Origin of the sequence: Pseudomonas sp. R43(2017), from assembly GCF_002112345.1 — a bacterium.
GTDB lineage: Bacteria > Pseudomonadota > Gammaproteobacteria > Pseudomonadales > Pseudomonadaceae > Aquipseudomonas > Aquipseudomonas kribbensis.
Genome location: NZ_NEHJ01000008.1, coordinates 203,389 through 228,296, shown reverse-complemented (window position 1 = coordinate 228,296; position 24,908 = coordinate 203,389). Strand labels below are relative to the sequence as shown.

The window sequence follows — 24,908 nt, the reverse complement described above, 5'->3', positions numbered from 1 at the left end:
CCCCGTAAACCTTGTAGGATCGCGCCTTTTTTTCACCGCCCCACCACCACGCATCCGATCCGCCGGGCTCGTCAGCCCCCGCGGACTATGCTGAAACAGGGCCTGAGGGTTGATCCATGAAAGTGCTGTTGGTCGATGATCACGCGGTAGTGCGCATGGCGATCGGGATGATTCTGGCCCGCGAGGGCCATGAGGTTGTGGGTGAGTGCGACAACGGTGTGGATGCGTTGAGCCAGGCGTTTGCGCTCAGGCCCGATGCGATTGTGCTCGACCTGGATATCCCGCAGCTCGATGGCATGGCGGTGATCGACCGCTTGCGCATCGGCGGCAGCAAGGCCCATGTGCTGGTGCACACCGGGTTGAAAAGCCAGGCCTACGCGGCGCAATGCCTGCGGGCCGGGGTGTCGGCGTTTTTGTCGAAGGTCGATGATCCAGTGGAGATCGTCACCGCGCTCAAAGCGGTGGCCAGTGGCAAGACGTGGTTTCCGGTCAATGCGCTGAACTCGGTGCGGGCCAGCGACTTTGCCCGAGACGATGCACAACTGCTCGATGGCGTGTCGCGCCGTGAGCTCAAGGTGTTGCACGGGTTGGCCCAAGGCAAGAGCAACAAGCAGATCGCCGATGACATGCTGCTCAGCAACAAGACCATCAGTACCTACAAGACCCGTCTGATGCAGAAACTCAACGCAGGCACGTTGCTTGAGCTGATCGATTTCGCCAAACGCAATCACCTGGTCTGAACCATGAGGTTCGGGCGATGGCTGGGCGCGTTGAGCCTTGCGCTGCTGACGCTTGCGGCGAATGCCGGGCCGCTGAACCTGCTCAGCCGTGCAGGGGACGACCGGCTCGACCTGCCCCTCACCAGCGCCCAGCACCAATGGCTGACCAACAAAACCGTGTTGCGCGCCGGGGTCTATGCGCCGGATCGACCGCCGCTGGACATCACCGCCAATCAAAAGGATTACGAAGGGCTGTCGGCCGACTATCTTGACCTGCTGACTCGCAGCCTCGGCCTGCGCGTGGAAGTCGAGCAATACGACAGTCAGTCGGATGCCCTCGCCGCCTTGCAACGGGGCGATGTCGATCTGGTCCCGCGCATCAACCACCTCGAAGCGAACTACAACGATCTGCGCCTGAGTGCGCCCTACGCGTACGATCAGGCCGTGTTGATCAGCCATTTCGGCACCCATTGGCCGAATGACCGGTTACCGGCCGGCACCACAGTGCTGTTCGACCAGGACTGGATTACCGAGGAACGGGTGGCGTCGCTGTTCCCCGGTCATCCTCTTCAAGCGGTCGGCTCGACCCAGCAAGGCCTCGGCCGGGTAGCCTATGGCGAAGGCACGGTGCTGCTGACCGATGCGATTTCCGCGCAATACCTGCTCGAACGCAGTTACCAGCAGAGCCTGAAACAGACCATCCAGCGCGACTCCGAAGGCCTGGGCTTCAGTTTTGCCACGCAGCAGGAAAATACGCGGCTGCTGAACCTGCTCAATGCCGCGATGGCGAAGATCACGCCGCAGGAACGCACGGTCATCGCCCGGCGCTGGGGCATCGGCGCCAACCCGAAACTCGGTTACAACCGCCTGCAACTGACGGCTGCCGAACAGCAGTGGATCAAGGACCATCCGCAGATCGAAGTGTTGGCCAATGACTTGTATTCACCGTTCAGTTTCTTCGACAACGAAGGCCAGCTCAGGGGCATGGCCGCCGATCTGCTGGAAACCATCAATGACCGCACCGGCCTGACGTTCCGGCCAAGCAAGATGTCCTCCATCGACGCCGTGACCGGTCGCGCGCAACGGGATCCACCCAGCCTGATCGGGGCAATGACCTACAGCGCCCGTCGCGAGGAACATCTGGCGTTCTCCCGGCCCTATGCGATCAATCCGTTCGTCCTGGTCACCCGCACCCAAGCGGAACGCCCGGGTCTTGCGGGCCTCAAGGGGCGGCGCGTCGCGATCATCAAGGATTCGGCCGCCGCCAACTGGCTGGAGCGCGAGTGGCCGGATATCCGCACCGTGCAGGTCGACACGCCGATCGAGACCTATGAGCTGCTCGCCGAAGGCCAGGTCGATGGCGTGATCCAGCCGCAAATGGGCGCGGCATATTTGATCGACCGATTCTTTCGCGGTCGCCTGCAAATCGATTCGGTACTCGGTGCACAACCGGCGCTGATCGGTTTTGCCACCGGCAAACAGAACGCCATGCTGGTTTCGATTCTCGACAAGGCACTGCTCGATATCGCCCCGGACGAGTTAAGTGACCTGGCCAGCCGCTGGCAGAATTCCCAGGAAAGCCAGGACACCTGGAGCACTTACAAGAACTGGATTCTACGTGCGGTGTTGGCGCTGCTGACCGTGCTGCTGGTCATTCTGGCGTGGAACCTGGGTCTGCGCCGGCAGATCGCCGAGCGGCAAAAGGCTCAAAAAGCCTTGAGCGATCAGTTGCTGTTCATGCAGGTGCTGGTCGACGGCACGCCGCACCCGATCTACGTGCGTGACCGCAAAGGGCTGCTGCTGAGCTGCAACCGCGCGTATCTGCAAGTGATGGAAGTCGAGCCGCAGCAAGTGCTGAACAAAGGCCTGATCGAGGCGAACATCCTGCCGCTGGACACTGCCCACCAGTACAAACGCATCCACCGCGCCACGCTGGAAAGCGGTGAACCCTCGTTCGACAGCTTCACCATGACGGTCAAGGACAAGACCTATCACATCTACCATTGGGCCCTGCCCTACCGTGATTCCGACGGGACCATGACCGGCGTGATCGGCGGCTGGATCGACTTCACCGAACAGCAGCATCTGCAACACGCCTTGCTCGCGGCCAAACATCAGGCCGAGGCGGCCAACCGCGGCAAGAGCCATTTCCTGGCGGTGATGAGCCACGAGATCCGCACACCGATGAGCGCATTGATCGGCGTGCTCGAACTGCTGCGTCACCAGTCCGCACCGCGTCCGGACGACACCGAACTGATCGATATCGCCCAGCAATCCGCCGGCGGCATGATGGAACTGATCGGCGAAATTCTCGACCTGACCCGAATCGAGGCCGGCCAGTTCGAACTGCGCAACAGCCGCTGCCATCCCGAACCGTTGGCGCGCACGGTGATCGAGGGATTCGCCAGCCTGGCCCGGCAGAAAAACCTCGAGCTGAACTTCATCAGTGACCACGCCGACAGCGCCGTAGAGCTGGATTCGCTGCGCTTTCGGCAGATTCTTTCCAACCTGCTGAGCAACGCGATCAAGTTCACCGCTCAGGGAACCGTTACGGTCGAGCTGCGCCTGGAGCCCGACGGCGAACTGGCCCGACTGCGCCTGGCGGTGCACGACACCGGCAGCGGCCTCGACGAACAGCAGCGCCAGCGCCTGTTCCAGCCCTACACTCAATTCGAGGTCGGTGATCGTGAGGCTCAGGTCGGCAGCGGTCTCGGGCTGTCGATCTGCCGCCAATTGACCGAGCTGATGGGCGGCCGGCTGACCTGCGAGAGTCAGCCGGGACAAGGCGCCTGCTTCACCCTGGAACTGCCGGTCAAACGCCTGCCGGATGACGAGGCAACTCCAGCAACCAACGAAGAAACGCTGCCGCCACTGCCTGTGCGCCACGTGTTGATCGTCGAGGATCACGAGTTCAACCGCGTGGTGCTGCAGCGTCAACTGGAGTCCCTGGGCATGCGTGTCACCTGCGCCGAAAACGGCATCGAAGGCCTGCGCCTGTGGCGGGAAGACACCTTTGATTACCTGATCACCGACTGCAACATGCCGCTGCTCAACGGCGACAAGATGACCCGCCAGTTGCGCGCCATCGAAGCCGCCGAAGGCCGTGCACCGACCCATGTTCTGGGGCTGACGGCCAATGCCCGCCCCGAGGAAATCCAGCGCTGCCTCGAGGCCGGAATGAACGACTGCCTGTTCAAACCCCTCACCCGCCCTGTGCTCGAACGCTACCTGCGCGAGGCCGAGCGGGCCATGCAGGCCACTGCGCCGTGCTTCGATCTGTCGAAGGTCACCGCCATCACCGCAGGCGACCTGAGCATGACCCGGCAACTGCTCGCCACCGTACTGCGCACCAATCAGGAAGATTTCGAAACCATGCAGGCGCTGTTCCAGGCCGGTGATTTTTCCGGGATGAAACGCTGCTGCCACAAGATCCTCGGCAGCGCGCGGATCATTCATGCTGCGCCGTTGATCGCTGCATGCGAACAACTGGAAGCGACCTGCGAAGTCAGCACCACGCGCCAGGAAGTGCACCGCTTGTTCGAAGCCTTCGGGCAGCAGATGAAGCGTTTGCAGTCGCACCTGCAAGTGGCCTTGCACAGCGCTTCCGTGTAGGACGCTTCCTACAGAAACTTGGGAAGTGCCTGCGTTACCCCGACCACTCGCCTGAGCAGAATTCGCCGCCTCTTATAGCGGTTGTCGGCGGATCATCATGCTTGCGTTGAATGTACGGTTTTCTCGGGTATCACTTTCGGGTGCCCTGCTGGTGCTCAGTGCCGCGCCCATGGTGGCGCAGGCTGCCAGTTGCGACAGTCAACCTTGCCTGACTTCGCCACAGAGCAACCTGTTGGTGGATAACGGTTTGACGGTTTACGCCGGCACCGGCGCAACACTGACCGACAGCACGGTAAGTCTGGGAACGCTTCAGTTGCTGGAGGAGAGCGTGGCAAGCGGCACCACGATCAAGGACAGCGGCAGACTGCACGCCCAGGACAGCGCGAAGCTGACCGATACGCTGATGGACGACGGCATCCTGCTATTGACCGGGTCAGCCACAGCGCTGACGACCCGGGTCAACGACGGCTTTTTTGAAGTGACGCAAAACGCCGCAGTCAGCGACACCCGACTCGACGGTGGCCAGATGTATGTCTACGGCGATGCGCAGGCCAAAAATACCCGCGTCGCCAACAGCCTGATGACTGTCTACCAGAATGGTCATGCGCAACAGACCACGGTCAATGCCGGCGGCGAACTGGCGGTCAACGACACCGCATCGGTCGACGATACGCGGATCAATCTGGGCGGCACCATGACCAGCGTGGCCGGCACGACGGTCTCCAATACCACGGTCAATCAGGGCGGCTTGATGGTGCTGGGCGCCGCAGCCACCGCCAGCGACACCACGCTGAACGACGGCGCCCTGCTGCGCCTCAAGGGTGACGCCGCATTGAACGGAGCCAATCGCCTCGATGGCCGGGTCGAGTTTGCCGACCCCGCCGTCACCGGGGCATTTCACACCCTGACCATCAACGGCCCGCTGACCGGCAACGGAACGTTTGCAATGAACACCGATCTGGCGTCGTTGCGCGGTGATCTGCTCAAGGTGCAAGGCCCGATCAGCGATCTGCACACGTTGGTGGTGGCGGATTCCGGCAATGCACCGAGTGGCGCACAGCAGGCTCTGAAAATGGTCGAGGGCAATGGCGGCAATGGTGATTTCCAGCTGTTCGGCGGCACGGTCGATGCCGGGGCCTACCGCTACTCGCTGCAGAAACAGGGGAATGACTGGTATCTGGGCAAACCGGCGATCAGCACTCCGGATGAAAGTATCCAGGAGCCGCAGGTTCCACCGGTCGATGACCAACCGGAAGCCGTGGTGCAACCGGTAGTGATTCAACCGCCAGCGACACCGCAGCTTCAGCCTCAGCCGCAATCACAGATTCTGAGTAAAGGTGCGAACGCCGCCGTCGCCAACCAGGCCGCCACTGCCGCATTGCTCGATGCGCAAAACGGCAGCACCCGACAGCACTTTTCCGATTTGCGTTCGGGCAAGGATCAGGGCGGCATCTGGGCCCGGGGTTACGGTGCCGAACAAAAACTCGACACCCGCACCAGCCGCGCTTTTCAGCAACAGGCCAACGGCATGGAAATCGGTGCCGACACTGCGCTGCCGATGGCCAGTGGAACGTTGTATGTCGGCGCCCTGTTCGGCCAGGGTCAGGGCCGCCAGGATTTCGGTGAGCGCAGTAAAGGCACGATCGACAGCACCACGCTGGGTGCCTACGCCAGCTATCAGGATCAGGGCGGGTTGTATGTCGACGGCGCCCTGAAATATTCGCGGCTGAACAATGAGATCAAGATCACCAGCAACCTCGGCGAACCGGTCAAGGCCCATTACGACAACCACGCCGTCAGTGCCGAGGCGCAGATCGGCAAGGTCATCGATCTGGGCCGGGACTGGTTCGTCGAACCTCAGGTCGGCGTGCAGGTCACGCACATCAGCGGCGGACGTTACACCGCCAGCAATGGACTGGATGTACAGCAGGATGCGCTGACCTCGGTGCAGAGTCGGGTCGGTGCGCAGTTCGGGCGCGAATTGCAACTGGACAAGGGCCTGCGGATCAAACCGTACGTCAAGGCCGCGTGGGTCACCGAACATGCCGGCGACAGCGAAGTGAAGGTCAACGGCGCACGCCTGGACAGTCGCCTGCCCGGATCACGAGCGGAACTGGGTGGCGGGTTGATGCTGACGGCAGCGCAAAACCACCATGTGTATGTCGAGGGGCAGTACGCCAAAGGCAGTGATATCGAACAGCCCTGGGCGGTGAATGTCGGGTATCGCTACAACTGGTAATGAATGGGCAATAAAAATGGCGAACGGTAAATCCGTTCGCCATTTTCTGTTCATTCCAGCCGAGCCACGCTCTCAATCGTCCGGCATTTCCGGCGGCTTGGTTGGTTTCGCAGGTTTTGCCGGTTTGCCGTTCTTCGTTCCCTTGGCCGGTGCCGCCTCGGTGGCCGCTGGAGGTGGAGGCGCGGCGACCAGTTCCTTTTCGGCGGCCGGCAATGCATCGATGGTGTCGAAGACTTTCTTCAGGTCCACCGACTTCGCCTCCTCCCCGGCGGCCGACAGTTTGGTTTCCCCGTCCTTGCCCATCAGAAAGACTTTCGGATAGGCCCCGGCGCCCAGCTTCAGCGAGCGCAGCAACGCCATGGTGTCCTGTTGGCCAAGATCCTTGCCGTCGAGCTGCCCGGCCATATTGAGGATGGTGTAGACCTTGAGCTTGCGGTCGGCGATCCCCTGCTTGTTGGCCGGGTCCTCAAGGGACTTTTTCAGGCTCACCCAGACCGGGTCGACCGTACTGCTGGCGATGACGATCAAGGGGCGGTAGTTGCCTTTGTCGACATCCAGAGGGGAATCGTTGTCCCCGGCGAACAAGGGGCCGGCAATCGCCAGCAAGAGTGTCAGGGTCAATGACCTGATGAGCATGCGCATCTCCTTTTGATATCCACGCTCTAATGATTGCGCATCGTGGCGATTGTTCCGGGGTTGTCCGGCAAATATGTTTCGCCTTGTTCAAAGCGTAGGTCAGCAACGATTTTGCGCAACCGCATGCGCTCGATCATGTCGCGCATTTGATTACCTTTTATGACCGTATCGGGATGACGATTCAGCCAGAAGTGCTCGCCTGGAGCAGTACCAAATCCAACGCCGCTTCCAGCCCGGACGAATCGACACGTCGGCCTTCAAGCCGCAGCGCTCCGTCAGCGAGGCTGACGCTCAAGGTCACCGCAGGCATGTCACCCGGATACTTGCGCAGCAACAGGTCGATGCCGTCGGCTGTTTCTTCGCTGGAGATCAGATCCCACTGGCTTGCGCTCAAGTCCAGCAGCGTCTGATTGCGCTGTCGATCGACCACCCGCGGCGCGTAGAACCAGTGGCTCATGCGCATTTCCCGGGGCTCGACCGTAATGGCGAGGCGGCCATTGCAATGGAATGTTGTTTCGCTCATGGCTGCCTGCCGATCAGAACGCCAGTTTGTAACCGATCAACACCAGCATCGTCGCCAGGCACGGACGCAGCAGTTCATCGGAGACCCGACCGGTCAGGTGGCTGCCGAGCCAGATGCCCGGCAGCGAACCCACCAGCAGGAAGCCCAGCACGCCCCAGTCCATGTTGCCCATGCTCGCGTGGCCGAGGCCGGCGACCAAAGTCAGTGGTACGGCGTGGGCGATTTCGGTGCCGACCAGACGGCGGGTCGGCAGCAGCGGATAGAGGATGAACAGCGCGACGGTGCCGAGGGCGCCGGCGCCGATGGAGGTCAGGGCGACCATGGTGCCGAGGATCAGGCCGGTGATCACCGTCATGATATTCAAGCGAGTGCCGCTGGGGTTGTAGTTGCCGCCGGCGCGTTTGTGGGCGAATTCCAGCAGGCGTTTCTTGAACAGAATCGCCATCGCCGTGGCGAACAGCACGTAGCCCAGCGCCTGCTTGATGATGGCGTTCATCGCATCCGGCGCGGTGTGCAGGGTGCTGAGGAACCACAAGGTCATCGCCACCGCCGGGACACTGCCCAGGGTCAGCCAGCCGGTGATGGCCCAATCGATGTTCTTGTTCTTCCTGTGCACCAGCACGCCGCTGGATTTGGTGATGGCGGCGTACAGCAGGTCAGTGCCCACCGCCGTGGCCGGGTTGATGCCGAACCACAGCAGGATCGGCGTCATCAACGAACCGCCGCCGACACCGGTCATGCCGACGATAAAGCCCACCACCAGCCCGGCAATCACCAGGCCGAAATTTGCCAATTCCATGAAGACATCCAGAAGACGACAGGAAAAATCTGGCCCGCAGCATAGCGATTTTTCTTATAACCACCTATATCGATCCGATCTATCGTTATGCCATTTCGTGCTTCAGTGTTGCCGGCGGCCAGGTTTGAAACTGTGGGTGGAATTTATCCACACCGTGGTCAGCGCGATCAGCGACAAAATCAACAGCGCCCACGGAAACGACATCGCTCCCGCCCGGTCCAGCAGCAACCCGCCAAACAATCCGCCGCCGGCAATCGCCACGTTCCACGAGGTGGTGAGCATCGCCTGCACCACATCGACATGGTCACCGGCAGAGTCCGCTGCAGCGGTGAGCAGCAACGTTGCCGAGCCACCGAACGACAATCCCCACACCGCCATGCAGGCATAGATCAGCCACGGCGACGGTGCGGCCAGCGCCAGCACCAATGCGGTCACGGCAAACACCGCAAGGCTGATCAGCGCCAGCCCGCGCAACCAGCGATCCACCAAAAGGCCGATGATCCAGATCCCCAGCAGCGAGCACAGACCGAACACCAGCAGCACCAGATCGACCCGCCCGGCGAGGCCGGCCTGCATCAGGAACGGGGCGATATAGGTGTAGAGAATGTTGTGGCCGAGCATCCAGGTCAGCACCACGAACAGTACCGGGCGCACGCCGGGCAAGCGCAGTGACTGCATCAGCGGCAAACGTTCGGCGCGGGCCTGACCCGGCCGATCAGGCACCGCGATGACGATCCACGCCGCCAACACCAGTGCCAATGCCGACATGATCCCGAACGAGGCGCGCCAGCCGATCACATTGCCCAGCCAGGTGCCGGCCGGCGTACCCAGCGACAACGCCACCGGGGTGCCGAGCATGGCAATCGCCAGCGCCCGGCCCTGCTGATGCACCGGCACGATCCCGCGCGCGTAACCGGCCATGATCCCCCAGGACAGCCCCGCCGCCATCCCGGCCAGGAACCGCGACGCCAGGGTCACGCCGTAATGAGTGGAAAACGTGGTGACGGTGTTGAACAGCAGAAACCCGCCGACCGTCATCAGCAGCACCCGCTTGCGCCCCCAGCCTCGGGTGGCGACCGTCAGCGGAATCGCCGCGACAATCGAGCCCAGTGCATACAGCGTCACCAGTTGCCCGGCCAGCACTTCACTGACGTTGAGGCCCGCGCCGATCTGCGGCAACAAACCGGCCGGCAAGGTTTCAGTGAGGATGGCGATGAAGCCGGTCATGGCAAACGCCAGCAGCGCGGCGTAAGGCAGTTTGTCGGTGCGGGTGGCACGTTCCACGCTCGTGAATTCGGCGCTTGCGGGGTCGGTCATGACAGGTGCAGCTCCCTTTGAGTCAAATCGGACGACGGATTGTATACAAACACAGTCGTCCGCCACTCTACCCGACTTGGCTCACTGCACTGGCAAAAAATTCAAGAACAGCAAGCTCTGGGCGTAATTCAAACCAATGCGCCGGTAGCGTTCGTCGAGCATCTGGGTCAGCAGATCGAGGCGCGCCACGACTTTGCCGAACTCCGTGGCGAAGCTCAGGTTGCTGCCCTCTTCTGAAATTTCGTTGGAGAACAGCAGCGGCTGGCCTTCCTTGTTCTGCCGCTGGGCAAGGATCCACGTGGCTTTCTCGATGTTGCGTGCGGCGTTGTTGACGAAGGTCGGGTTGATCGCATCGGTCATGTAGAACTCGATGCGGTTGCCGTGGGCCGTGACCAACAAGCTGCCGATGGCATAGATGAAGGCGCCGACCCGGTCACCGAGGAACTCCGGGCTCATGGCGTAGCTCAGCGCCGCCAGATCTTTCTTGCCGCCCAGCGTCGGCAGCGGTTGCTGCTGTTCGATGGCCAGCCGCACTTGCTTGACCGCCGTGCGAATGTCGAGGAAGCCGGATTTGCGCAGTTCGTCCGGGTTGCGCAGGTACAACTTGCCCATCAGGCGATAGAGGCTGTCGAGGTTGTCGCGCATCGCAAGCGTGGCCATGCGGTCGACGCTGGTCTGGAGAAATTCCTGAGGCCTGCCCTCGCGCATCTGGCTGATGAAATTGTTGCCGTCCTGATGGCTGCAAGCGCCGAGCAACAGCGTCGACAGGCAGGCCAGCAACAGGCACGGGCGATGAATGAATGCAGCGATGTGGGGCAAAACTCTCGGCATGAATTCTTTGACGGACACATTCCTGTGCGGCGGGAGTCACCGCAACCTGGCCATGGATAGAGCCGGGGATTGCGCAAAAGTGCAGTGCCGCAGCGTTTTCCCGACTTTCGGCGTTCGACGAATCAGCATTTAGTCCGACTTTATTTTTGCAATAAACGTTTAATCGTCTATAAATTTTCACTCACACGCCAATTAGCATGACTATTTAGTGATTTTGAAAACAACAACAAAAAGGAAGGTCAACCATGCTTCAATCCCGACACTCACTCTGCGGCCTCGGACTGTCCCTGATGATCGCCACCCTTTCCGCCCAGGCCGCCGGCCTGTCCAGCGAACACAAAGCCTTCGGCAAAACCAATGACGGCACGCCCGTCGAGCAATACATCCTGCGCAACAGCCACGGCATGCAGGCCACGGTCATCACCTACGGCGCGACCTTGCAGGCGCTGCAGGTGCCGGACAAACACGGCAAGCTCGACGACATCGTCCTCGGTTTCGACGATGTGCAGGGTTACCAGAAAGGCACCGCATACTTCGGCGCAACCATCGGCCGCTTCGGCAATCGCCTGGCCGATGGCGCCTTCGAGCTCGACGGCAAACGCTATCAAGTGCCGCAGAATGACAAGACCAATGCCTTGCACGGCGGCACTCAGGGCTTCGACAAGAAGGTCTGGAAGGCACAGGAAACCAAGGACAAGGATTCGGTGGGCGTGACCCTGACGTACTTGTCGGCGGATGGCGAAATGGGTTTCCCCGGCAACCTCACCACCGAAGTGACCTACCGCCTGACTGATAACAACGAGCTGCGTATCGACTACAAGGCCAGCACCGACAAACCGACAGTGCTCAACCTGACCAACCACAGTTACTTCAACCTTGCCGGCGCCGGCAACGGCGACATCCTCAAGCAGGTCGCCACCCTGCACGCCAGCCACTACACGCCGGTGACCGCCAAACTGATCCCGACCGGCGAGCTTGCGCCTGTGACCGGCACACCGATGGACTTCACCAAACCCACCGCCATCGGCCAGCACATCAAGGCCGATCACCCGCAACTGAAATTCGCCGAAGAGAAACACGGCGGCTTCGATTTCAACTGGGCGCTGGACACCAAGGGTGACGTCAGCAAACTCGCCGCCGAAGTCAGCGACCCGCAATCCGGTCGGCATTTGCAGCTGTTCACCAACGAACCGGGCGTGCAGTTCTACACCAGCAACTTCCTCGACGGCACGGTCAAGGGCAAGGGTGGCAAGGTCTATCCGCACTGGGGCGCGTTCACCCTGGAGACCCAGCACTACCCGGATTCACCGAACCAGCCGAACTTCCCGAGCACCCGTCTGGATCCGGGACAGACCTACACGCAGAGTGTGGTGTTGAAGTTTTCCGCGAAATAGCCACCCTCGCCTCCTTTCTGGAACCGGACGGAACCCGTGGGCTATCCTGCTGCCCACTTAAAGGTATCGACCGTTTTCAGATAGGAGGTTTGAATGCGTACCCTCGAACTGGCTGGCGTGCAGGTTCCGGTGATTGGCCAGGGCACCTGGCGCATGGGCGAAGACCGATCTGCGCACAAGCGTGAAGTGGCGGCCCTGCGCAGCGGCATCGAGCTGGGCATGACCCTGATCGACACCGCCGAAATGTACGCCGAGGGCGGTGCCGAAAGCGTGGTCGGCGAAGCCATCGCCGGCCTGCGCGATCAAGTGTTTCTGGTGAGCAAGGTCTACCCGCACAACGCCAGCCGCAAAGGCATTCCCCAGGCGTGCGAACGCAGCCTGCGCCGGCTCGATACCGATTACATCGACCTCTATCTGCTGCACTGGCGCGGCCAGTATCCGCTGGACGAAACCGTCGAGGCCTTCGAGCGCCTGCGCGAGGACGGCAAGATCGGTCGCTGGGGCGTGTCGAATTTCGATGTCGACGACCTCGAAGAACTGTCTTCATCGGCGTGCGCAACCAATCAGGTGCTGTACAACCTGGAAGAGCGCGGCGTCGAATTCGACCTGCTGCCATGGTGCCAACAACAGCGCATGCCGCTGATGGCGTACTGCCCGATCGGCCAGGGCGGCGCGATGCTGGCCGAGCCGGTGCTGAAACAGATTGCCGCTCGTCACGGCGTGACCCCGGCACAGGTTTCGCTGGCGTGGATTCTGCGTCAGGATGGGGTGATTGCGATTCCCAAGGCCGTGCGCCCGGAACACGTGCAGCTCAATGCACAAGCGGCGCAGCTGCAACTCGATGCCGGGGATCTGGCGGCGCTGGACCAGGCGTTTCACGCGCCACAACGCAAGCAGCGGCTGGCCATGGTCTGAGCCACCGCCGACTGACAGAGGGCTTCGCCATGAGAAGCACTGATCAGGACGATCCATTCAACCTGCAACGTTTCGTGCTCGCCCAGGACCCGGTGTTCGAACGGGTCCAGCGCGAGCTCGGCGAGGGCCGCAAGCGCAGCCACTGGATGTGGTTTGTGTTCCCGCAGTTCGCCGGGCTCGGGGGCAGCGAGATGTCCCGGCGCTTCGCCATCGGCTCCGCCGGTGAAGCCCGGGCCTATCTGGCCCATGAGCTGCTCGGCGCCCGACTGCGCACCTGCGCGCAGCTTGTGCTCAATGTGCCGCAGCGTTCGATTGCCGAGATCTTCGGCCACCCGGACGACCTGAAATTCCACTCATCGATGACCCTGTTCGCCCAGTTCGCTGACGACGACAGCCTCTGGCATCAAGCGCTGGAGCGTTATTTCCACGGCATTCAGGACGAATGGACCCTGCAACTGCTGGACTCAAAACAGGCCCAGTTGCCCCCCGATCAGGGTTGAGAAATCGTCGTCGACAAACGGCAGGATCGCATCTGCCACCGGTTGCAGCTGGCGGGTGATGTAATGGTCGTAGTCGATGGCCGCGCGGCGTACTTCCAGCGGCTCGGGGCCGGCCAGGGTGATGACGTAGCTGATCCAGCCGCCGTTCTGGTATTGCCGCGGGCGACCGTGCTGCGCGTTGTAATCGTCAGCCAGTCGCGCCGCACGAACATGCGGCGGCACGTTGCGTTCGTAGTCATCGAGAGTACGGCGCAGGCGCTTGCGGTAGACCAGTCGCTCGTCGAACTCGCCGGCCAGGGTCTTGCGCACGTACTCGCGCACGTAATCCTGATACGGCTTGCGCTGGAAGATCTTCTCGTACAGTTCCTGCTGGAATTGCCGGGCCAGCAGCGACCAGTCGGTGCGCACGGTTTCCAGGCCTTTGTAGACCATTTCCTCGCTGCCATCGGCGCGGGTCACCAGACCGGCGTAGCGCTTCTTGCTGCCCTCCTCCGCACCGCGAATGGTCGGCATCAAAAAGCGTTTGTAGTGGGTTTCGAACTGCAATTCGAGGGCGCTTTCCAGCCCGTATTGCTCGCGCACATGCTCGCGCCACCAGTCGTTGACGTGCTGCACCAGCGCTCGGCCGATGGTCGCCGCCTCTTCCTGACCGTGGGGGCGACGCAGCCAGACGAATGTCGAGTCGGTATCGCCATAGATCACCGCATGCCCTTGCGCCTCGATCAACTGCCGGGTGCGCAGCATGATTTCGTGACCACGCAGGGTGATCGACGACGCCAGCCGCGTATCGAAAAACCGGCAACCGCTGGAACCGAGCACACCGTAGAAGGCGTTCATGATGATCTTCAGCGCCTGGGACAACGGCGCGTTGTGTTCGCGCTTGGCGGTTTCCCGACCTTCGGCGACCCGGGCGACGATGGACGGCAGGCAATGCCGGGTACGGGAGAAACGCGCACCGCGAAAGCCTGGCACCGAATCGCTGTCGTCAGGATGCTGCAAGCCTTCGATCAACCCCACCGGATCGATCAGGAACGTACGGATGATCGACGGATAAAGGCTCTTGTAATCGAGCACCAGCACCGATTCGTACAGCCCCGGTTGCGAGTCCATGACAAACCCGCCGGGGCTGGCCTGTGGAGGGTTGGTGCCAAGGTTCGGCGCCACAAAACCCTGACGGTGCATCAACGGCATGTACAAATGGGTGAACGCCGCCACCGACCCACCGCTGCGATCCGCCGGCAGGCCAGTGACGCTGGCGCGCTCCAGCAAGAATTTCAGCAGCTCGGTCTTGGCGAAGATTCGCGTGACCAGTTCGCAGTCCTTGAGGTTGTACTTGGCCAGCGCCGGTTTGTCCTCGGCGAACATGCGGTTGATCTCGTCCATGCGCTGGTACGGGTTGTCGATGGACTTGCCCTCGCCGAGCAACGTCTGGGCGACGTTCTCCAGGCTGAACGACGGGAAACTCCAGGTCGCCGAACGCAGGGATTCGATGCCATCGATGATCAGCCTTCCTGCCGCTGCCGCGAAGTAATGATTGCGGCTGCCGTGTTCGCGCCACTGCATTTCTTCACCGCCACGCCCGAGCTTGAGCGGCACGCCGAGGCGCCGGGCGTGTTCATGGAGGATGCGCAGGTCGAACTGCACGAGGTTCCAGCCGATGATCGCGTCGGGGTCGTGGCGGGCAAACCAGTCGTTGAGCTTCTTCAGGATCAGCGTGCGCGATTCGCAGTACTCAAGATCAAAGTCGACGATGCTGTCATCGCCGTTCGGCGCGCCAAGCATGTACACCTGTCGCTCACCGCAGCCTTCCAGCGCGATGGAGTACAACTCGCCCTGCTCGGTGGTTTCGATGTCCAGCGAGACCAGTCGCAGTTGCGGACGATAGTCGGGCGAAGGTTTGAGGTTGGCGTCAAGCAGCACACCCTCGGCATCGGGCGTGCCACTGAACCATACCGGCGCGGTGATGAAACGCTCCATCAAATAGCGCTCGGGCGGTCGCACATCAGCTTCGAAGACATCGACACTGTGGCGGTTGAGCGCCGTTTCGAGACGCATCAACTGACCGTGTTGCTGGCAATACAGCCCGAGCACCGGGCGATGCTCGAAATCCTGCAGGGCCAGGGGGCGCAGTTCGACGTTCTTTTCGTCCGCCAGCACCCGCTCGGCCTGCTCGCGCTGCGCCGCCGGGATGAACGCCACCGACGGCTGATGCGGCAGGCGCACGCGGCGCGGCCCGGCGTCGGTCGCCAGCCAGAACTCGACTTCGGTGCCGGCCGGGGTATCGCGCCAATGCCGGGTCAGGACGAAGCCCTGCTGTAAATCCACCACTGCGACCTCGGAAAATGATTCGAAGAGGCGATTCTACGCGCCCTCGTGCATTCGTGTTGGCGTGCTTGACACCCTACGCACCTGTCAGATCTGACAGGTTACGACGTGCCGTGACGTTGATAGCATCAGCCTCTGCAAATACTGGACCCCTGCTGGCGCAGTTGCGCCATCGGAGCCGAAACATGGACATCAGCGTTCACTGGCGTACGCCCTCGATCAGTGCCTTTGATGGCCGGGGCCTGGTTGCCCGGGAAGTAGCCTACCTGCGCAAGTTGCCCGGCACGCCCGTGGAGGCTCTGATCACCCGACACCATCACGATGCGCTGGGCAGACCCCGTGAAAACCGGGATCCGCGCCTGTCCGACAGCAGTTCGAAAGCCAATCTGACAACCGTTTACGGATTGTCTGGAGATCCACTCAAGGTGGACAGCGTTGACTCCGGCCGGCAGGTGAAACTTTACGGGCTTGCCGGCGAAGTGCTTGATCGCTGGGATGAGCGCGGCAATCGTTGGCGCAATACCTATGACACGCAACTACGTTTGCGGACGATTGCATTGAATAACCTGCCTGACGTCGAGGTGCTGACCTATGGCCCGGCCGATGCCGCCCCCGATCTGAACGTGCGCGGTCAATTGATCAACAAGGTCGACACATCGGGTTCAACGGCTTTCGGCCCCTTCAGCTTGAAATACCTGCCCTTTGCAGAGCAGCAGACGCTATTGGATGGCAATGTCTACACCACTCGTTGGCAATACGATGCCGACGGCAGGCCGTTCAGCCAGACAGATGCCGGTGGAAATCGGCAGCAATCGCTCTACAACGTTGCCGGACAATTGAAACTGTTGACCTTGCAGCTGGCCAACAGCAGCGTCGTGCAGGAAATACTCAGGCAGGCTCACTACAACGCCGAGGGCAAGCCCATTGAATACGCGTTAGGCAACGGGGTGGTGCGCCAATGGATCCATGATGACGCCAACGGCTGGGTGACAGGCATCAGGTCCGGGATACCGGGCCAGGCCCTTCGGCAGAATCTGCATTACTCCCATGACAGAACCGGCAATGTACTGAGCATCAAGGATCTGACACTCAAGCGGAGGTTCTTTTCCAACCAGTCCATCGATGGAGAACGCCACTTCACTTACGACTCGCTCTACCGCCTCGCCAGCGCGACCGGCCACGATGCACCGCCCGCCCCGGGCATTCCCGGCCGCCCGGCCCCAAGCGATCCTTCCCGACACCTCAATTACCGCCAGACCTATGATTACGACACGGGGGGCAACCTGATCAAACTGGTTCATTCCCGTGCGGTGGGCAGCTATACCCGGCAGATGTTCATCCAGCCCTCCAGCAATCGGGGTGTGCAATGGCAGGAGGGAGATCCCGATCCGGATTTTTCTACGCTGTTCGACCCTCATGGCAATCTTCGACAGCTTCAGCCGGGCATGCCACTGGAGTGGAATCCCTACAATGAATTGGCCTGCTTCACACTGATTGAACGCGAGACCGCACCCGACGACCGGGAGGTCTATAGCTACCGCGCAGGCGTCAGGGTCTACAAGCATCACCAGACCTATACGCCTTCGACCACTCACTTTCACGAAGTCCTGTATCTGCCCGGCCTGGAAATTCGCAGCCGTGACAACGGTGAGCGACTGCATGTCATCACGTTGCCGCAGGAGATCGGCAACATACGCTGCCTGCACTGGCTGGACAAACAACCCGGCGGGGTCGCCAACGATCAACTGCGTTATTGCCTCGACGACGCTCAACGGTCGAGCCTGATTGAACTTGATCAGGCAGCCCGTCTGATCAGCCGTGAGGAATACTACCCGTTCGGCGGCACAGCCTTCTTGACCGCAGATTCGGAGCTTGAGGTCAGCTACAAGACGATCCGCTATTCAGGTCAGGAGATGGATGACAGCGGCCTGTATTACTACGGGCGACGTTATTACGCACCGTGGCTGCAGCGCTGGACGAGTCCAGACCCGACAGGAGCGGTGGACGGATGGAATCTGTATGCGATGGTGAGCAATAACCCAATGAGCACTGTCGACGTCAACGGGCTGCATGGTGACAAACTCAATCGCCTGGTAAGCAATCGAACAACCAGAATACTCAATCCGCCAACTCTCAAGAACGTGCAGGCAAGTGATAGCAAGACATTTATTCGGCACAACAGCGATGCACAGTTCAATGCAGATTTACGGGACAAAGTCCTTGTTGCTCATGCCGGGGCATCAATACACGCCGCATCAGGAGAGGAGGATATTTTCAGCGCCTCAGACTTTTTCAACATCCCACGAGAGGGCGGGATCGCAAAAAGTGGAGCCCCATTTAAGTTAACACTAAAGCCGGCCACTCATGGCATGCGGGTCAGCCGACCTTATGATCCGGCACTAAACCCAGATAATCCAATAGCAGGGGGAGTCTTTCACCTCACGGCCCCCAATAGAATGCTTGATTACTTGAGCAAGCGGTACATACAACGATTCAATGACCCGGCGTATCCGGTAATGCTCTACCAAGGGCAACACGCAGCACCCATCAGCCTGGCCGGCCTGGAATACGAAGTCGCACCTGTTCATCCGATCATTCAGAAAAACATCCTTAATCACATAGCAAATTCCGGGGGATATTTACCTCAATCGGCGGGACTTCCAGGTACGCACGCAGAGGTCCAGGCGGGCAGTTTCATGCTTCATTTGCAACAAAGTCTAACCGGGATGGCTGACCCGGCGAACATTGAAATAGTGACTCAGAAGTTGCAATACGCAAGAGCGGCGAAAGCCTTTCCCGCGTGTTTCAACTGCACAGGGACTTTGATCGCAACCTACGAAAGCACAACGGCTCCATTTATTGTTCCGACTGGTAAAACGAACATGACCCACTTGATGTGGACCGACATACAGGACAAAGAGGCCACGGTCGAGAACAGGCAGAGGACGTTTAGACGCTAGCACGCTGCCTGTCAAACCTTGGAAAGAAGTAAACCCGCTGCCGTTACTGGCCCACAGGGGCCAGTTTCGCCAATGCCTGGCGGGTCAATGTCTTCAATAGTGTCTTGCGGTCTTCAGCCAGCCCAGCTAATTCGCGCTCGTAAGTCTCTTGAGCGACAACCCCCGTTAGATAGCGATTGATCAACTCATCCGACCTTTCGCGTATCAACCCTGAGTTCTGCTCCAGCATCGATGCGTGGACTTGCTTCAGGTACTTGCGCCAGAAGCGTTGCTCGATCATCCGGTTGACCAAACCATCACCGGCCTCAAGTGCCAGAACGAATTCGCAGGCCTGGTCGATCTGTGCATCTGTGACCCCGCCCGCTTCTCGAAACAACATGCCCCGCGATTGCCACGGCAAATCCAGTCGTTCCGCCAGCCCGGTCTGGAACGCCAGATAGATTTCCACTTCGTCGATCGTTCCGGTCATCTCCCCGTCTTCGTCGATGACCACGAAATGCTCGCCAGCGTCCAGGCGACTTCTGACGGTGGCACGGGCAATATCATTGACCTGGTCCAGACGAGACTTGCCTTTGGCCAACTGCACAAGTGCGCTTTCGACCTCTTCGGGCGTTCCGGCCAGCCAGGCTTCCCGAATCAGGACCTTGATGCCCATTTCGTTGAAAATCTGCGCGCCGGCATCCGCGCACGATTCCGGATTGCTGGCCATGCGAAACAGCTCCTCACGCAATGGCACGTCTTGAGCTGCCCCCTCAAGCATTCGCCACACACGCTGCACCAGCTCGGGACGGCTCGCCTCGTTCGTGTAGTCGGCCGATTCGGTCAACTGCTCCAGCACCTCGAAAAATCCCTGGGCGTTGTCTTGTGCCTCAAGTTCATCCCACTTCGCCTGCCTGCTCAGGCGTTCTGCATCGGCCATGCCTTCCAGCCAGTGGACACAGGTTTGTTCGCCCTTGGGCGGGTAGCTGCGCGCAGGGTCATAACCGACCGAGCGCATGTAATCGCGAAACTGCTCACGAACCTGATCGGGCAGTTGATCACGGTTCAATCGTGTGCGGGCAATCAGCCGGGCCTGCTCGGATCCGGGCATCACTTCAGGCACCCGGGTAATGGAGTTTCCGCGCAAATCCAGTTCAAAACCCCTTGGTCTGGGCAAGGCAAACAGTCCTGTCGGCCATTCGTTGAGGTTACTGTCGTGCAGATCCAATGTGCCGAGTTCCGCCATTCGGCTGATATCCGGAGCTAACGACAACTCCGGGTTGCTCCCGAGATTCAGCGTTTGCAGATTTGTCAGGGCTGCAAGGTCCGCTATGCCTTCAGCACTCAGGGTCAATTGATTGCCGGATACATCCAGCGACTCCAGGCCCTTCAGCTTCCCCTGCAGACGCGGCAGTGCCACAAGACTGTTTTCACTCAAGTCCAGGGATTTCAGATTCGGGAAATAGTCCAGAAACCAGCCGATATCGGAATGCAGCTCCGCGCTACGAAACTGCAAGGCGCTGACATGCGGGAATTCGACGTCAAGCGCAGGCAAGTAAGCCAGGAAGTCACTGGTCCAGTGAAAGTCCAGGTCCAGAGTGAAGCCGTCCATCCACGGAGTATGAGCTGCTTGCCAGCAGCGCTTGATCGCCTCGGCAAAACGCCCCTTGTGGTAGCGCTGATCCATCGGTAACAAATCGCCCCTTTCGATGGCCACCCACCCGTCCAGAGTGTCGTTCAATGCCTGAAAGCTTTGTTCTTGCTCACCAATGCGTTGCCGTAACTGAGAAGGTGTGCCCGACTCCCGTGCAAAGGCATTGAACGACTCTTCGGTCGATTGCGGATACAGTGTTTTGAACCTCTGCTCCAGACTTGGCATATCCCCCGTACCCAGCGGCGTCTCATCGATTCGCACCGGGTCCTGTGGGAGGATCGTTTCTGGTTCTGCAATGCGTAAACGTGATCGACCCTCGCCTGAATCAACGACCTCCATCCGTTCGATCCACGGTGATGACTTGAGCGGTTTCAGAGCCCCCAGCACACTACCTGCCGCTGCCAGTGCCCCTAACTGAATCAGGTCTTCAACCACACCGAGCACATGCTCCGCCGCTTCGGTACGCTGCCCCTCGGACCACTCCACGATGCCCTCGAACGTTTCATCCAGCAGCTGATAGGCGGTATAGGCCAGCATCAGCTCGCCCAGCACCGGCACAAAGGGGGCTGCGACGAATGCACCGACTTCCAGCACCGTGACGACGACTTTCTGAAAACTGTCCCAACGCGCCCAACGCGACTTCGCGTCTTCATCGCCGGTAGGAACGGCCCGGGTCCTGGCATCGGCAAACAACTGGTTCAAGTGGCGGGTAAAGGCGTGTTCCCACACATCACCGACAATCCTCGCGCTGGTCAGTCTCAAGTCCGGACTGGCAACCGGCTCAGGGCGCCACGTCGGGAGTTGCGAGTAAGGATCACGCGCATGCCATTGCAGTTTTGCAAGCCGCTCATTGAGCTGGAAGAAGAAATTCCCACGGTGCCGATGGGGAACGAAGCGGCTGAAAAACTGCTGGTAAGCCGGAGTCCGCAACTGCTCAGTCAACACTGCAGCGAATCGTGCAGCCGAGGGATAGCGCCTGATCGGGTGATGGGGGTCATGAGGGACGTAGGCAATGACGGGTTCGACCGAACGACTGCCCTCGAGATCTCCCGCGATCAGCAGGATTGAACTCAGATCGACGCCCATCATCGTGACCGTATGACAATGCAGGGATTTTGCGCCGAGCGTTAATGACCGGTCTCCTTGTGCCAGCCGCAAAAGCAGCGCATGGGTCTGCGAATCAATGTCTCCTTTCATGAGTGCGAGTTCGCTCGCCACCACCAGAGCGTCTTTTTCACAGGCCTGGAAAGCCAGTTTCAGCCGTGCCTTGACCACCGGTTGGGTGAAGTCAAAAAAAACGTCGAGATAAGTCTGGTATCGACGCCCGATGTCCAGCTCACGACAGAGTGAGGCAAAGGCCCCGACCGACAGCCGTGACTTGATCGGCACGATCTCGAACTGTCCCGCCGCCGAAGGTCGGGTTATGAATTGGCTTGCGGCGTCGAAATAGCCAGCGCGGGTTTCCTTTGCTTCGAAGTTGTTCAACGCCGCGTCGAGCAAGGACACTGTCCGCACTTCGAATCCATCGGCCAACCCGGTTGAACGATACGTTCTGAGGAAGGTATTTCTGATATCAACTGTGACGGCGAATCGGGTCTTGAGCGCTTCGACCAATAACGGCTCGGCGAACGCTTCAATTTGCTGGAGACGACCAAAAAACCTGTCGGACTCGTTGCGTGAGTGCCAACTGGCCGCAAGTGCCTTTTTGAGGGCCATGCGTTGCGCTGCATGCGCCTGGTGATACCAGGGCAGATCACGCCTGGCTGCCGTCCGCATGGCGAGACGATGAGCATCTCTGGACTTCAACAACCAGGAAGGCATTGAACTTGCGATTGATCGGGCCGCTGCATTCTCGGGCGGTTGTTGACTGCTGATCCGTACATTTTGCATTTAATGCTGTCATCCATGACATTCAGGGCCCTGGAGTCTACAAAAAACGCTGCGCCGTTCGCTCCGGACTCTGTTTCGAAACTTGTGAGTACTTGCGGTCACACCTGCAATCGGCAGTGGGTTGAAGCCATTTACCGGGAAATGACGTTTTTTGCGTGTTATCTGCCGTTTTGCGACCTTGCTCTGTGCGCCACGGTCTACGATGCTTGGAGAACAACGACAACACCTGAGTAACCGCCATGAAAACCGTCGCCCAGCTGCTCAAGCTCAAAGATCAGAAAAATCAGGAAGTGCACCAGATCAAGCCCGATCACATGGTGCTCGAAGCCCTGATGAAGATGGCCGAGAAAAACGTCGGCGCCTTGCTCGTGGTGGAAGACGAAAAAGTGGTGGGCATCATCAGCGAGCGCGATTACGCACGCAAACTGGTGCTGCACGGGCGCTCCTCGGTAGGCACACCAGTGCGCGACATCATGGTGGCGAACGTGATCACGGTGGACACCCACCAGACCGTCGACACCTGCCTGAGCATCATGTCCGACAAGCGCCTGCGTCACTTGCCGGTGGTGGAAAACGGCAAGCTGCTGGGCCTGCTGTCGATCGGCGACCTGGTCAAGGAAGCGATTGCCGAACAGGCCGAACTGATCAAACAGCTGGAGCAGTACATTCGCGGGGAATGATCAACCGGGCCAGTGCCTTGCAAAGACCGGCGCCAGCACCGGGTGCCGGTCGATGCGTTGCAGCCACGCATAGAACCCCGGCCGGGCCTGGCGCAAGTGTTCGCGGGTGCCGGCCCAGCGCGTCACCACTGCCGCCAACACATCCAGCGCTCCCGGTGTTTCATCGTCCAGGTACAGCTCGGCGGAAAACTGGTCGGCGAAGACCTCCCACATCCAGTGCAATCGCTCCCGGGCGCCCGTCATCAGGTTCTGCCGCGACGCCTCGTCCGGCATCACCAGCCAGCGCTCGGGGTAGTCGATGACGCCGATGGCCCCGTAGCAATTGCTGACGATGTACACCAGGCCGCGAATGGCCTGGTCACGGTCAGCAACTTCGACCGGCAACAGGCCTGACTTAGGAAAGCTCAGGCCCAGGTGAATCAGGATCGCCGCGCTTTCGGTCAGTGCGCTGCCATCGGGCAGTTGCAGGGTCGGTATCTGTTTGAGCGGATTGAGCCTGGCCAACTCCTGTGCCGCTTCCGCGCTGGCTTCGACATCAATGAACCGGTAAGCGACCTGACACAGTTCGAGCGCTGCCTCGATAGCCGCCGCCCCTGAATTCCTGTGGCCGTAAAGTTGATACATGTTCCCCCCCTCTAAATAGCGACTCCCCGTCTGCTCAGGAGTGTAGAAGGCGCGGCGGATATCGCCGCCGCGAGCCGATGACTGAATCGTCAGTCCCGGGCCATGCAACGCCGATAACGCTCATCGACCCGCTTGGCAAACCACGCCGTGGTCAGTTTGCGAGTGATCTTCGGGCTCTGCAGGACAATCCCCGGCAGCACCGCCCGGGGCAATGATTTGCCTTCTGCCTTATCCGCCAGTTCGAAGACCCGTTGATAGAGTCTGGTCTCCTCGAATCCCAGGGTGTTGCCTTTCTCCAGTTGCTCGCGGATCACCGGATTGCGCATGCCCAATGACTTGCCGAGCCTGCGCACCGCCAGTTCGGTGGTGCCCGGCATGATCGAGTCGTAGCGGATCAGGTCGCCATCCAGCGCCAGCGGCACACCCGACACGCGACTGACTGCATTCTGAAACGCCGCGTTGCGACTGGCGTACCACCCGGCGTTGAAGTCGGCGAAACGGTACAGCGGTTCGCGATAACTCACCGGATAACCCAGCAAATGGGCGATGCCGAAGTACATGCCGCCTCGGCGGGTGAACACTTCGTGGCGAATCGTGCCGTTCACCGGATACGGATATCCCTTGGCGTGCTGCTCGGCGAATTCGATGCTGACCTGCATCGGCCCGGCGGTGTGCACCGGGTTGAAGCCGCCAAACAGCGTGCGCCCCATCGGCACCATGCCGATGAAGTCATCGAAAATGGCGCTCAGGTCTTTCTCGGTATGTGCTGCACTCAGGCGCTCGCTGTAGCTCTTGCCGTTGGGCGAGCGCACCTGCAAGGCGCCACTGACCAACAGGCTCGGGATGTGTACTTTGGCGGCACGCCGGTCGATCTCGTCGCGGGCGATCTTGCCCAGACCCGGTACCGGCGGGTCGACCTGAAAGTTGGACTCCTGCTCGGCGACGGCCAGCACCGAACACAGGTTTTGCGTGGTCGGGCTGATGCCCTGGGCGGCGAACGCTGTGTAGATGTCCGTGGCCCAGCCCTGGCGGTCGGCGGTTTTCGCCGGCAGCAGGCGCACGATCTGCGCCTTGACCTCGGCCGGCGGGCGCGGGGCCGGTTCCTGACTGCGCTGCCCGGCGCAACCGGCCAGCATCAGCAGCGCGGCGAGGCTGAGAAATAATCGAGGGCTTTGCATAACGCTCCATGAAGTCCGTTGAGCCGGGTTTACCCTACGCTCAATCCCGGGTTGCAGGATAGGACTGCGGGCCGGCGACGCTGTTCCATCGTCCCGTTTGGCAGGCCGACTGGCCGTGCCCGCCCGCTGATCC

Annotated in this window: 17 protein-coding genes; 8 read left to right on the top strand and 9 right to left on the bottom strand. The window is 60.5% G+C overall.

What is annotated here, in order from left to right; genetic code table 11:
- The first annotated feature begins 116 nt into the window (after window positions 1-116).
- The 3 genes from CAG02_RS22505 (at window position 117) to CAG02_RS22495 (ending at window position 6,570) form a co-directional block, all read left to right on the top strand.
- The gene (locus tag CAG02_RS22505) at window positions 117-740 is read left to right on the top strand and encodes a response regulator transcription factor (protein WP_085712498.1); all 624 of its coding nucleotides are present in this window, start codon (window positions 117-119) and stop codon (window positions 738-740) included.
- A 3-nt stretch (window positions 741-743) separates the two neighbouring features.
- The gene (locus CAG02_RS22500; RefSeq protein WP_085712499.1) at window positions 744-4,331 is read left to right on the top strand and encodes an ATP-binding protein; all 3,588 of its coding nucleotides are present in this window, start codon (window positions 744-746) and stop codon (window positions 4,329-4,331) included.
- Between the two features lie 97 nt (window positions 4,332-4,428).
- Window positions 4,429-6,570 carry an autotransporter outer membrane beta-barrel domain-containing protein gene (locus tag CAG02_RS22495; protein ID WP_085712500.1) on the top strand — a complete coding sequence of 714 codons (2,142 nt, stop codon included), beginning with the start codon at window positions 4,429-4,431 and terminating at the stop codon, window positions 6,568-6,570.
- Window positions 6,571-6,642: 72 nt separating this feature from the next.
- Here CAG02_RS22495 and CAG02_RS22490 read toward each other — a convergent pair whose 3' ends face one another.
- The 5 genes from CAG02_RS22490 to CAG02_RS22470 form a co-directional block, all read right to left on the bottom strand.
- A complete protein-coding gene (locus tag CAG02_RS22490; RefSeq protein WP_085712501.1) occupies window positions 6,643-7,206 on the bottom strand; it encodes a DUF4174 domain-containing protein in 564 nt (187 codons plus the stop codon).
- A gap of 181 nt (window positions 7,207-7,387) precedes the next feature.
- Window positions 7,388-7,729, bottom strand: coding sequence for a hypothetical protein (locus CAG02_RS22485; RefSeq protein ID WP_085712502.1), 342 nt, complete (start codon window positions 7,727-7,729; stop codon window positions 7,388-7,390).
- Between the two features lie 13 nt (window positions 7,730-7,742).
- On the bottom strand, window positions 7,743-8,528 hold the full coding sequence (locus CAG02_RS22480; protein WP_085712503.1) for a sulfite exporter TauE/SafE family protein: 786 nt from the start codon (window positions 8,526-8,528) through the stop codon (window positions 7,743-7,745).
- Between the two features lie 102 nt (window positions 8,529-8,630).
- Window positions 8,631-9,845 (bottom strand): MFS transporter, encoded by a 1,215-nt coding sequence (locus CAG02_RS22475; RefSeq protein WP_085712504.1) that lies wholly within the window; start codon window positions 9,843-9,845, stop codon window positions 8,631-8,633.
- Window positions 9,846-9,926: 81 nt separating this feature from the next.
- Window positions 9,927-10,676, bottom strand: a complete 750-nt coding sequence (locus CAG02_RS22470) for a hypothetical protein (RefSeq protein ID WP_085712586.1) — start codon at window positions 10,674-10,676, stop codon at window positions 9,927-9,929.
- A 245-nt stretch (window positions 10,677-10,921) separates the two neighbouring features.
- On the opposite strand from CAG02_RS22470, the gene CAG02_RS22465 reads away from it, so the two are divergent.
- The 3 genes from CAG02_RS22465 (at window position 10,922) to CAG02_RS22455 (ending at window position 13,485) form a co-directional block, all read left to right on the top strand.
- Complete coding sequence (locus CAG02_RS22465; protein ID WP_085712505.1) at window positions 10,922-12,070, top strand: aldose epimerase family protein; 1,149 nt, start codon at window positions 10,922-10,924, stop codon at window positions 12,068-12,070.
- A 93-nt stretch (window positions 12,071-12,163) separates the two neighbouring features.
- Window positions 12,164-12,985 carry an aldo/keto reductase gene (locus CAG02_RS22460; RefSeq protein WP_085712506.1) on the top strand — a complete coding sequence of 274 codons (822 nt, stop codon included), beginning with the start codon at window positions 12,164-12,166 and terminating at the stop codon, window positions 12,983-12,985.
- Window positions 12,986-13,014: 29 nt separating this feature from the next.
- Window positions 13,015-13,485, top strand: a complete 471-nt coding sequence (locus tag CAG02_RS22455) for a DUF1810 domain-containing protein (protein ID WP_085712507.1) — start codon at window positions 13,015-13,017, stop codon at window positions 13,483-13,485.
- Here the strand turns inward: CAG02_RS22455 and CAG02_RS22450 are convergent.
- Window positions 13,450-15,810: a DNA polymerase II gene (locus CAG02_RS22450; RefSeq protein WP_170931636.1), complete on the bottom strand. Its 2,361-nt coding sequence runs from the start codon at window positions 15,808-15,810 to the stop codon at window positions 13,450-13,452. The genes CAG02_RS22455 and CAG02_RS22450 overlap by 36 nt on opposite strands.
- A gap of 185 nt (window positions 15,811-15,995) precedes the next feature.
- Between CAG02_RS22450 and CAG02_RS22445 the strand changes: the two genes are divergently transcribed.
- Entirely contained in the window at window positions 15,996-18,770 is a 2,775-nt protein-coding gene (locus CAG02_RS22445) for an RHS repeat-associated core domain-containing protein (protein WP_170931635.1), read from the top strand.
- A 43-nt stretch (window positions 18,771-18,813) separates the two neighbouring features.
- On the opposite strand, the gene CAG02_RS22440 is transcribed toward CAG02_RS22445, so the two are convergent.
- Entirely contained in the window at window positions 18,814-22,119 is a 3,306-nt protein-coding gene (locus CAG02_RS22440; protein ID WP_170931634.1) for an NEL-type E3 ubiquitin ligase domain-containing protein, read from the bottom strand.
- A gap of 413 nt (window positions 22,120-22,532) precedes the next feature.
- Here CAG02_RS22440 and CAG02_RS22435 point away from each other — a divergent pair, with 413 nt between their 5' ends.
- Window positions 22,533-22,973 carry a CBS domain-containing protein gene (locus tag CAG02_RS22435; protein ID WP_085712511.1) on the top strand — a complete coding sequence of 147 codons (441 nt, stop codon included), beginning with the start codon at window positions 22,533-22,535 and terminating at the stop codon, window positions 22,971-22,973.
- Here the strand turns inward: CAG02_RS22435 and CAG02_RS22430 are convergent, their stop codons facing one another.
- Both CAG02_RS22430 and CAG02_RS22425 read right to left on the bottom strand, forming a co-directional pair.
- Complete coding sequence (locus tag CAG02_RS22430) at window positions 22,974-23,597, bottom strand: glutathione S-transferase (RefSeq protein ID WP_085712512.1); 624 nt, start codon at window positions 23,595-23,597, stop codon at window positions 22,974-22,976. It lies immediately after the preceding gene.
- An 89-nt stretch (window positions 23,598-23,686) separates the two neighbouring features.
- Complete coding sequence (locus CAG02_RS22425) at window positions 23,687-24,775, bottom strand: DUF1615 domain-containing protein (protein WP_085712513.1); 1,089 nt, start codon at window positions 24,773-24,775, stop codon at window positions 23,687-23,689.
- Between the last annotated feature and the right edge of the window lie 133 nt (window positions 24,776-24,908).

What these genes read in the sequence shown, in the direction of transcription:
- CAG02_RS22505 (WP_085712498.1), top strand. Translation starts at nt 117, where the DNA reads ATGAAAGTGCTGTTGGTCGATGATCACGCGGTAGTGCGCATGGCGATC.
- CAG02_RS22500 (WP_085712499.1), top strand. Translation starts at nt 744, where the DNA reads ATGAGGTTCGGGCGATGGCTGGGCGCGTTGAGCCTTGCGCTGCTGACG.
- CAG02_RS22495 (WP_085712500.1), top strand. Translation starts at nt 4,429, where the DNA reads ATGCTTGCGTTGAATGTACGGTTTTCTCGGGTATCACTTTCGGGTGCC.
- CAG02_RS22490 (WP_085712501.1), bottom strand. Translation starts at nt 7,206, where the DNA reads ATGCTCATCAGGTCATTGACCCTGACACTCTTGCTGGCGATTGCCGGC.
- CAG02_RS22485 (WP_085712502.1), bottom strand. Translation starts at nt 7,729, where the DNA reads ATGAGCGAAACAACATTCCATTGCAATGGCCGCCTCGCCATTACGGTC.
- CAG02_RS22480 (WP_085712503.1), bottom strand. Translation starts at nt 8,528, where the DNA reads ATGGAATTGGCAAATTTCGGCCTGGTGATTGCCGGGCTGGTGGTGGGC.
- CAG02_RS22475 (WP_085712504.1), bottom strand. Translation starts at nt 9,845, where the DNA reads ATGACCGACCCCGCAAGCGCCGAATTCACGAGCGTGGAACGTGCCACC.
- CAG02_RS22470 (WP_085712586.1), bottom strand. Translation starts at nt 10,676, where the DNA reads ATGCCGAGAGTTTTGCCCCACATCGCTGCATTCATTCATCGCCCGTGC.
- CAG02_RS22465 (WP_085712505.1), top strand. Translation starts at nt 10,922, where the DNA reads ATGCTTCAATCCCGACACTCACTCTGCGGCCTCGGACTGTCCCTGATG.
- CAG02_RS22460 (WP_085712506.1), top strand. Translation starts at nt 12,164, where the DNA reads ATGCGTACCCTCGAACTGGCTGGCGTGCAGGTTCCGGTGATTGGCCAG.
- CAG02_RS22455 (WP_085712507.1), top strand. Translation starts at nt 13,015, where the DNA reads ATGAGAAGCACTGATCAGGACGATCCATTCAACCTGCAACGTTTCGTG.
- CAG02_RS22445 (WP_170931635.1), top strand. Translation starts at nt 15,996, where the DNA reads ATGGACATCAGCGTTCACTGGCGTACGCCCTCGATCAGTGCCTTTGAT.
- CAG02_RS22440 (WP_170931634.1), bottom strand. Translation starts at nt 22,119, where the DNA reads ATGGCCCTCAAAAAGGCACTTGCGGCCAGTTGGCACTCACGCAACGAG.
- CAG02_RS22435 (WP_085712511.1), top strand. Translation starts at nt 22,533, where the DNA reads ATGAAAACCGTCGCCCAGCTGCTCAAGCTCAAAGATCAGAAAAATCAG.
- CAG02_RS22430 (WP_085712512.1), bottom strand. Translation starts at nt 23,597, where the DNA reads ATGTATCAACTTTACGGCCACAGGAATTCAGGGGCGGCGGCTATCGAG.
- CAG02_RS22425 (WP_085712513.1), bottom strand. Translation starts at nt 24,775, where the DNA reads ATGCAAAGCCCTCGATTATTTCTCAGCCTCGCCGCGCTGCTGATGCTG.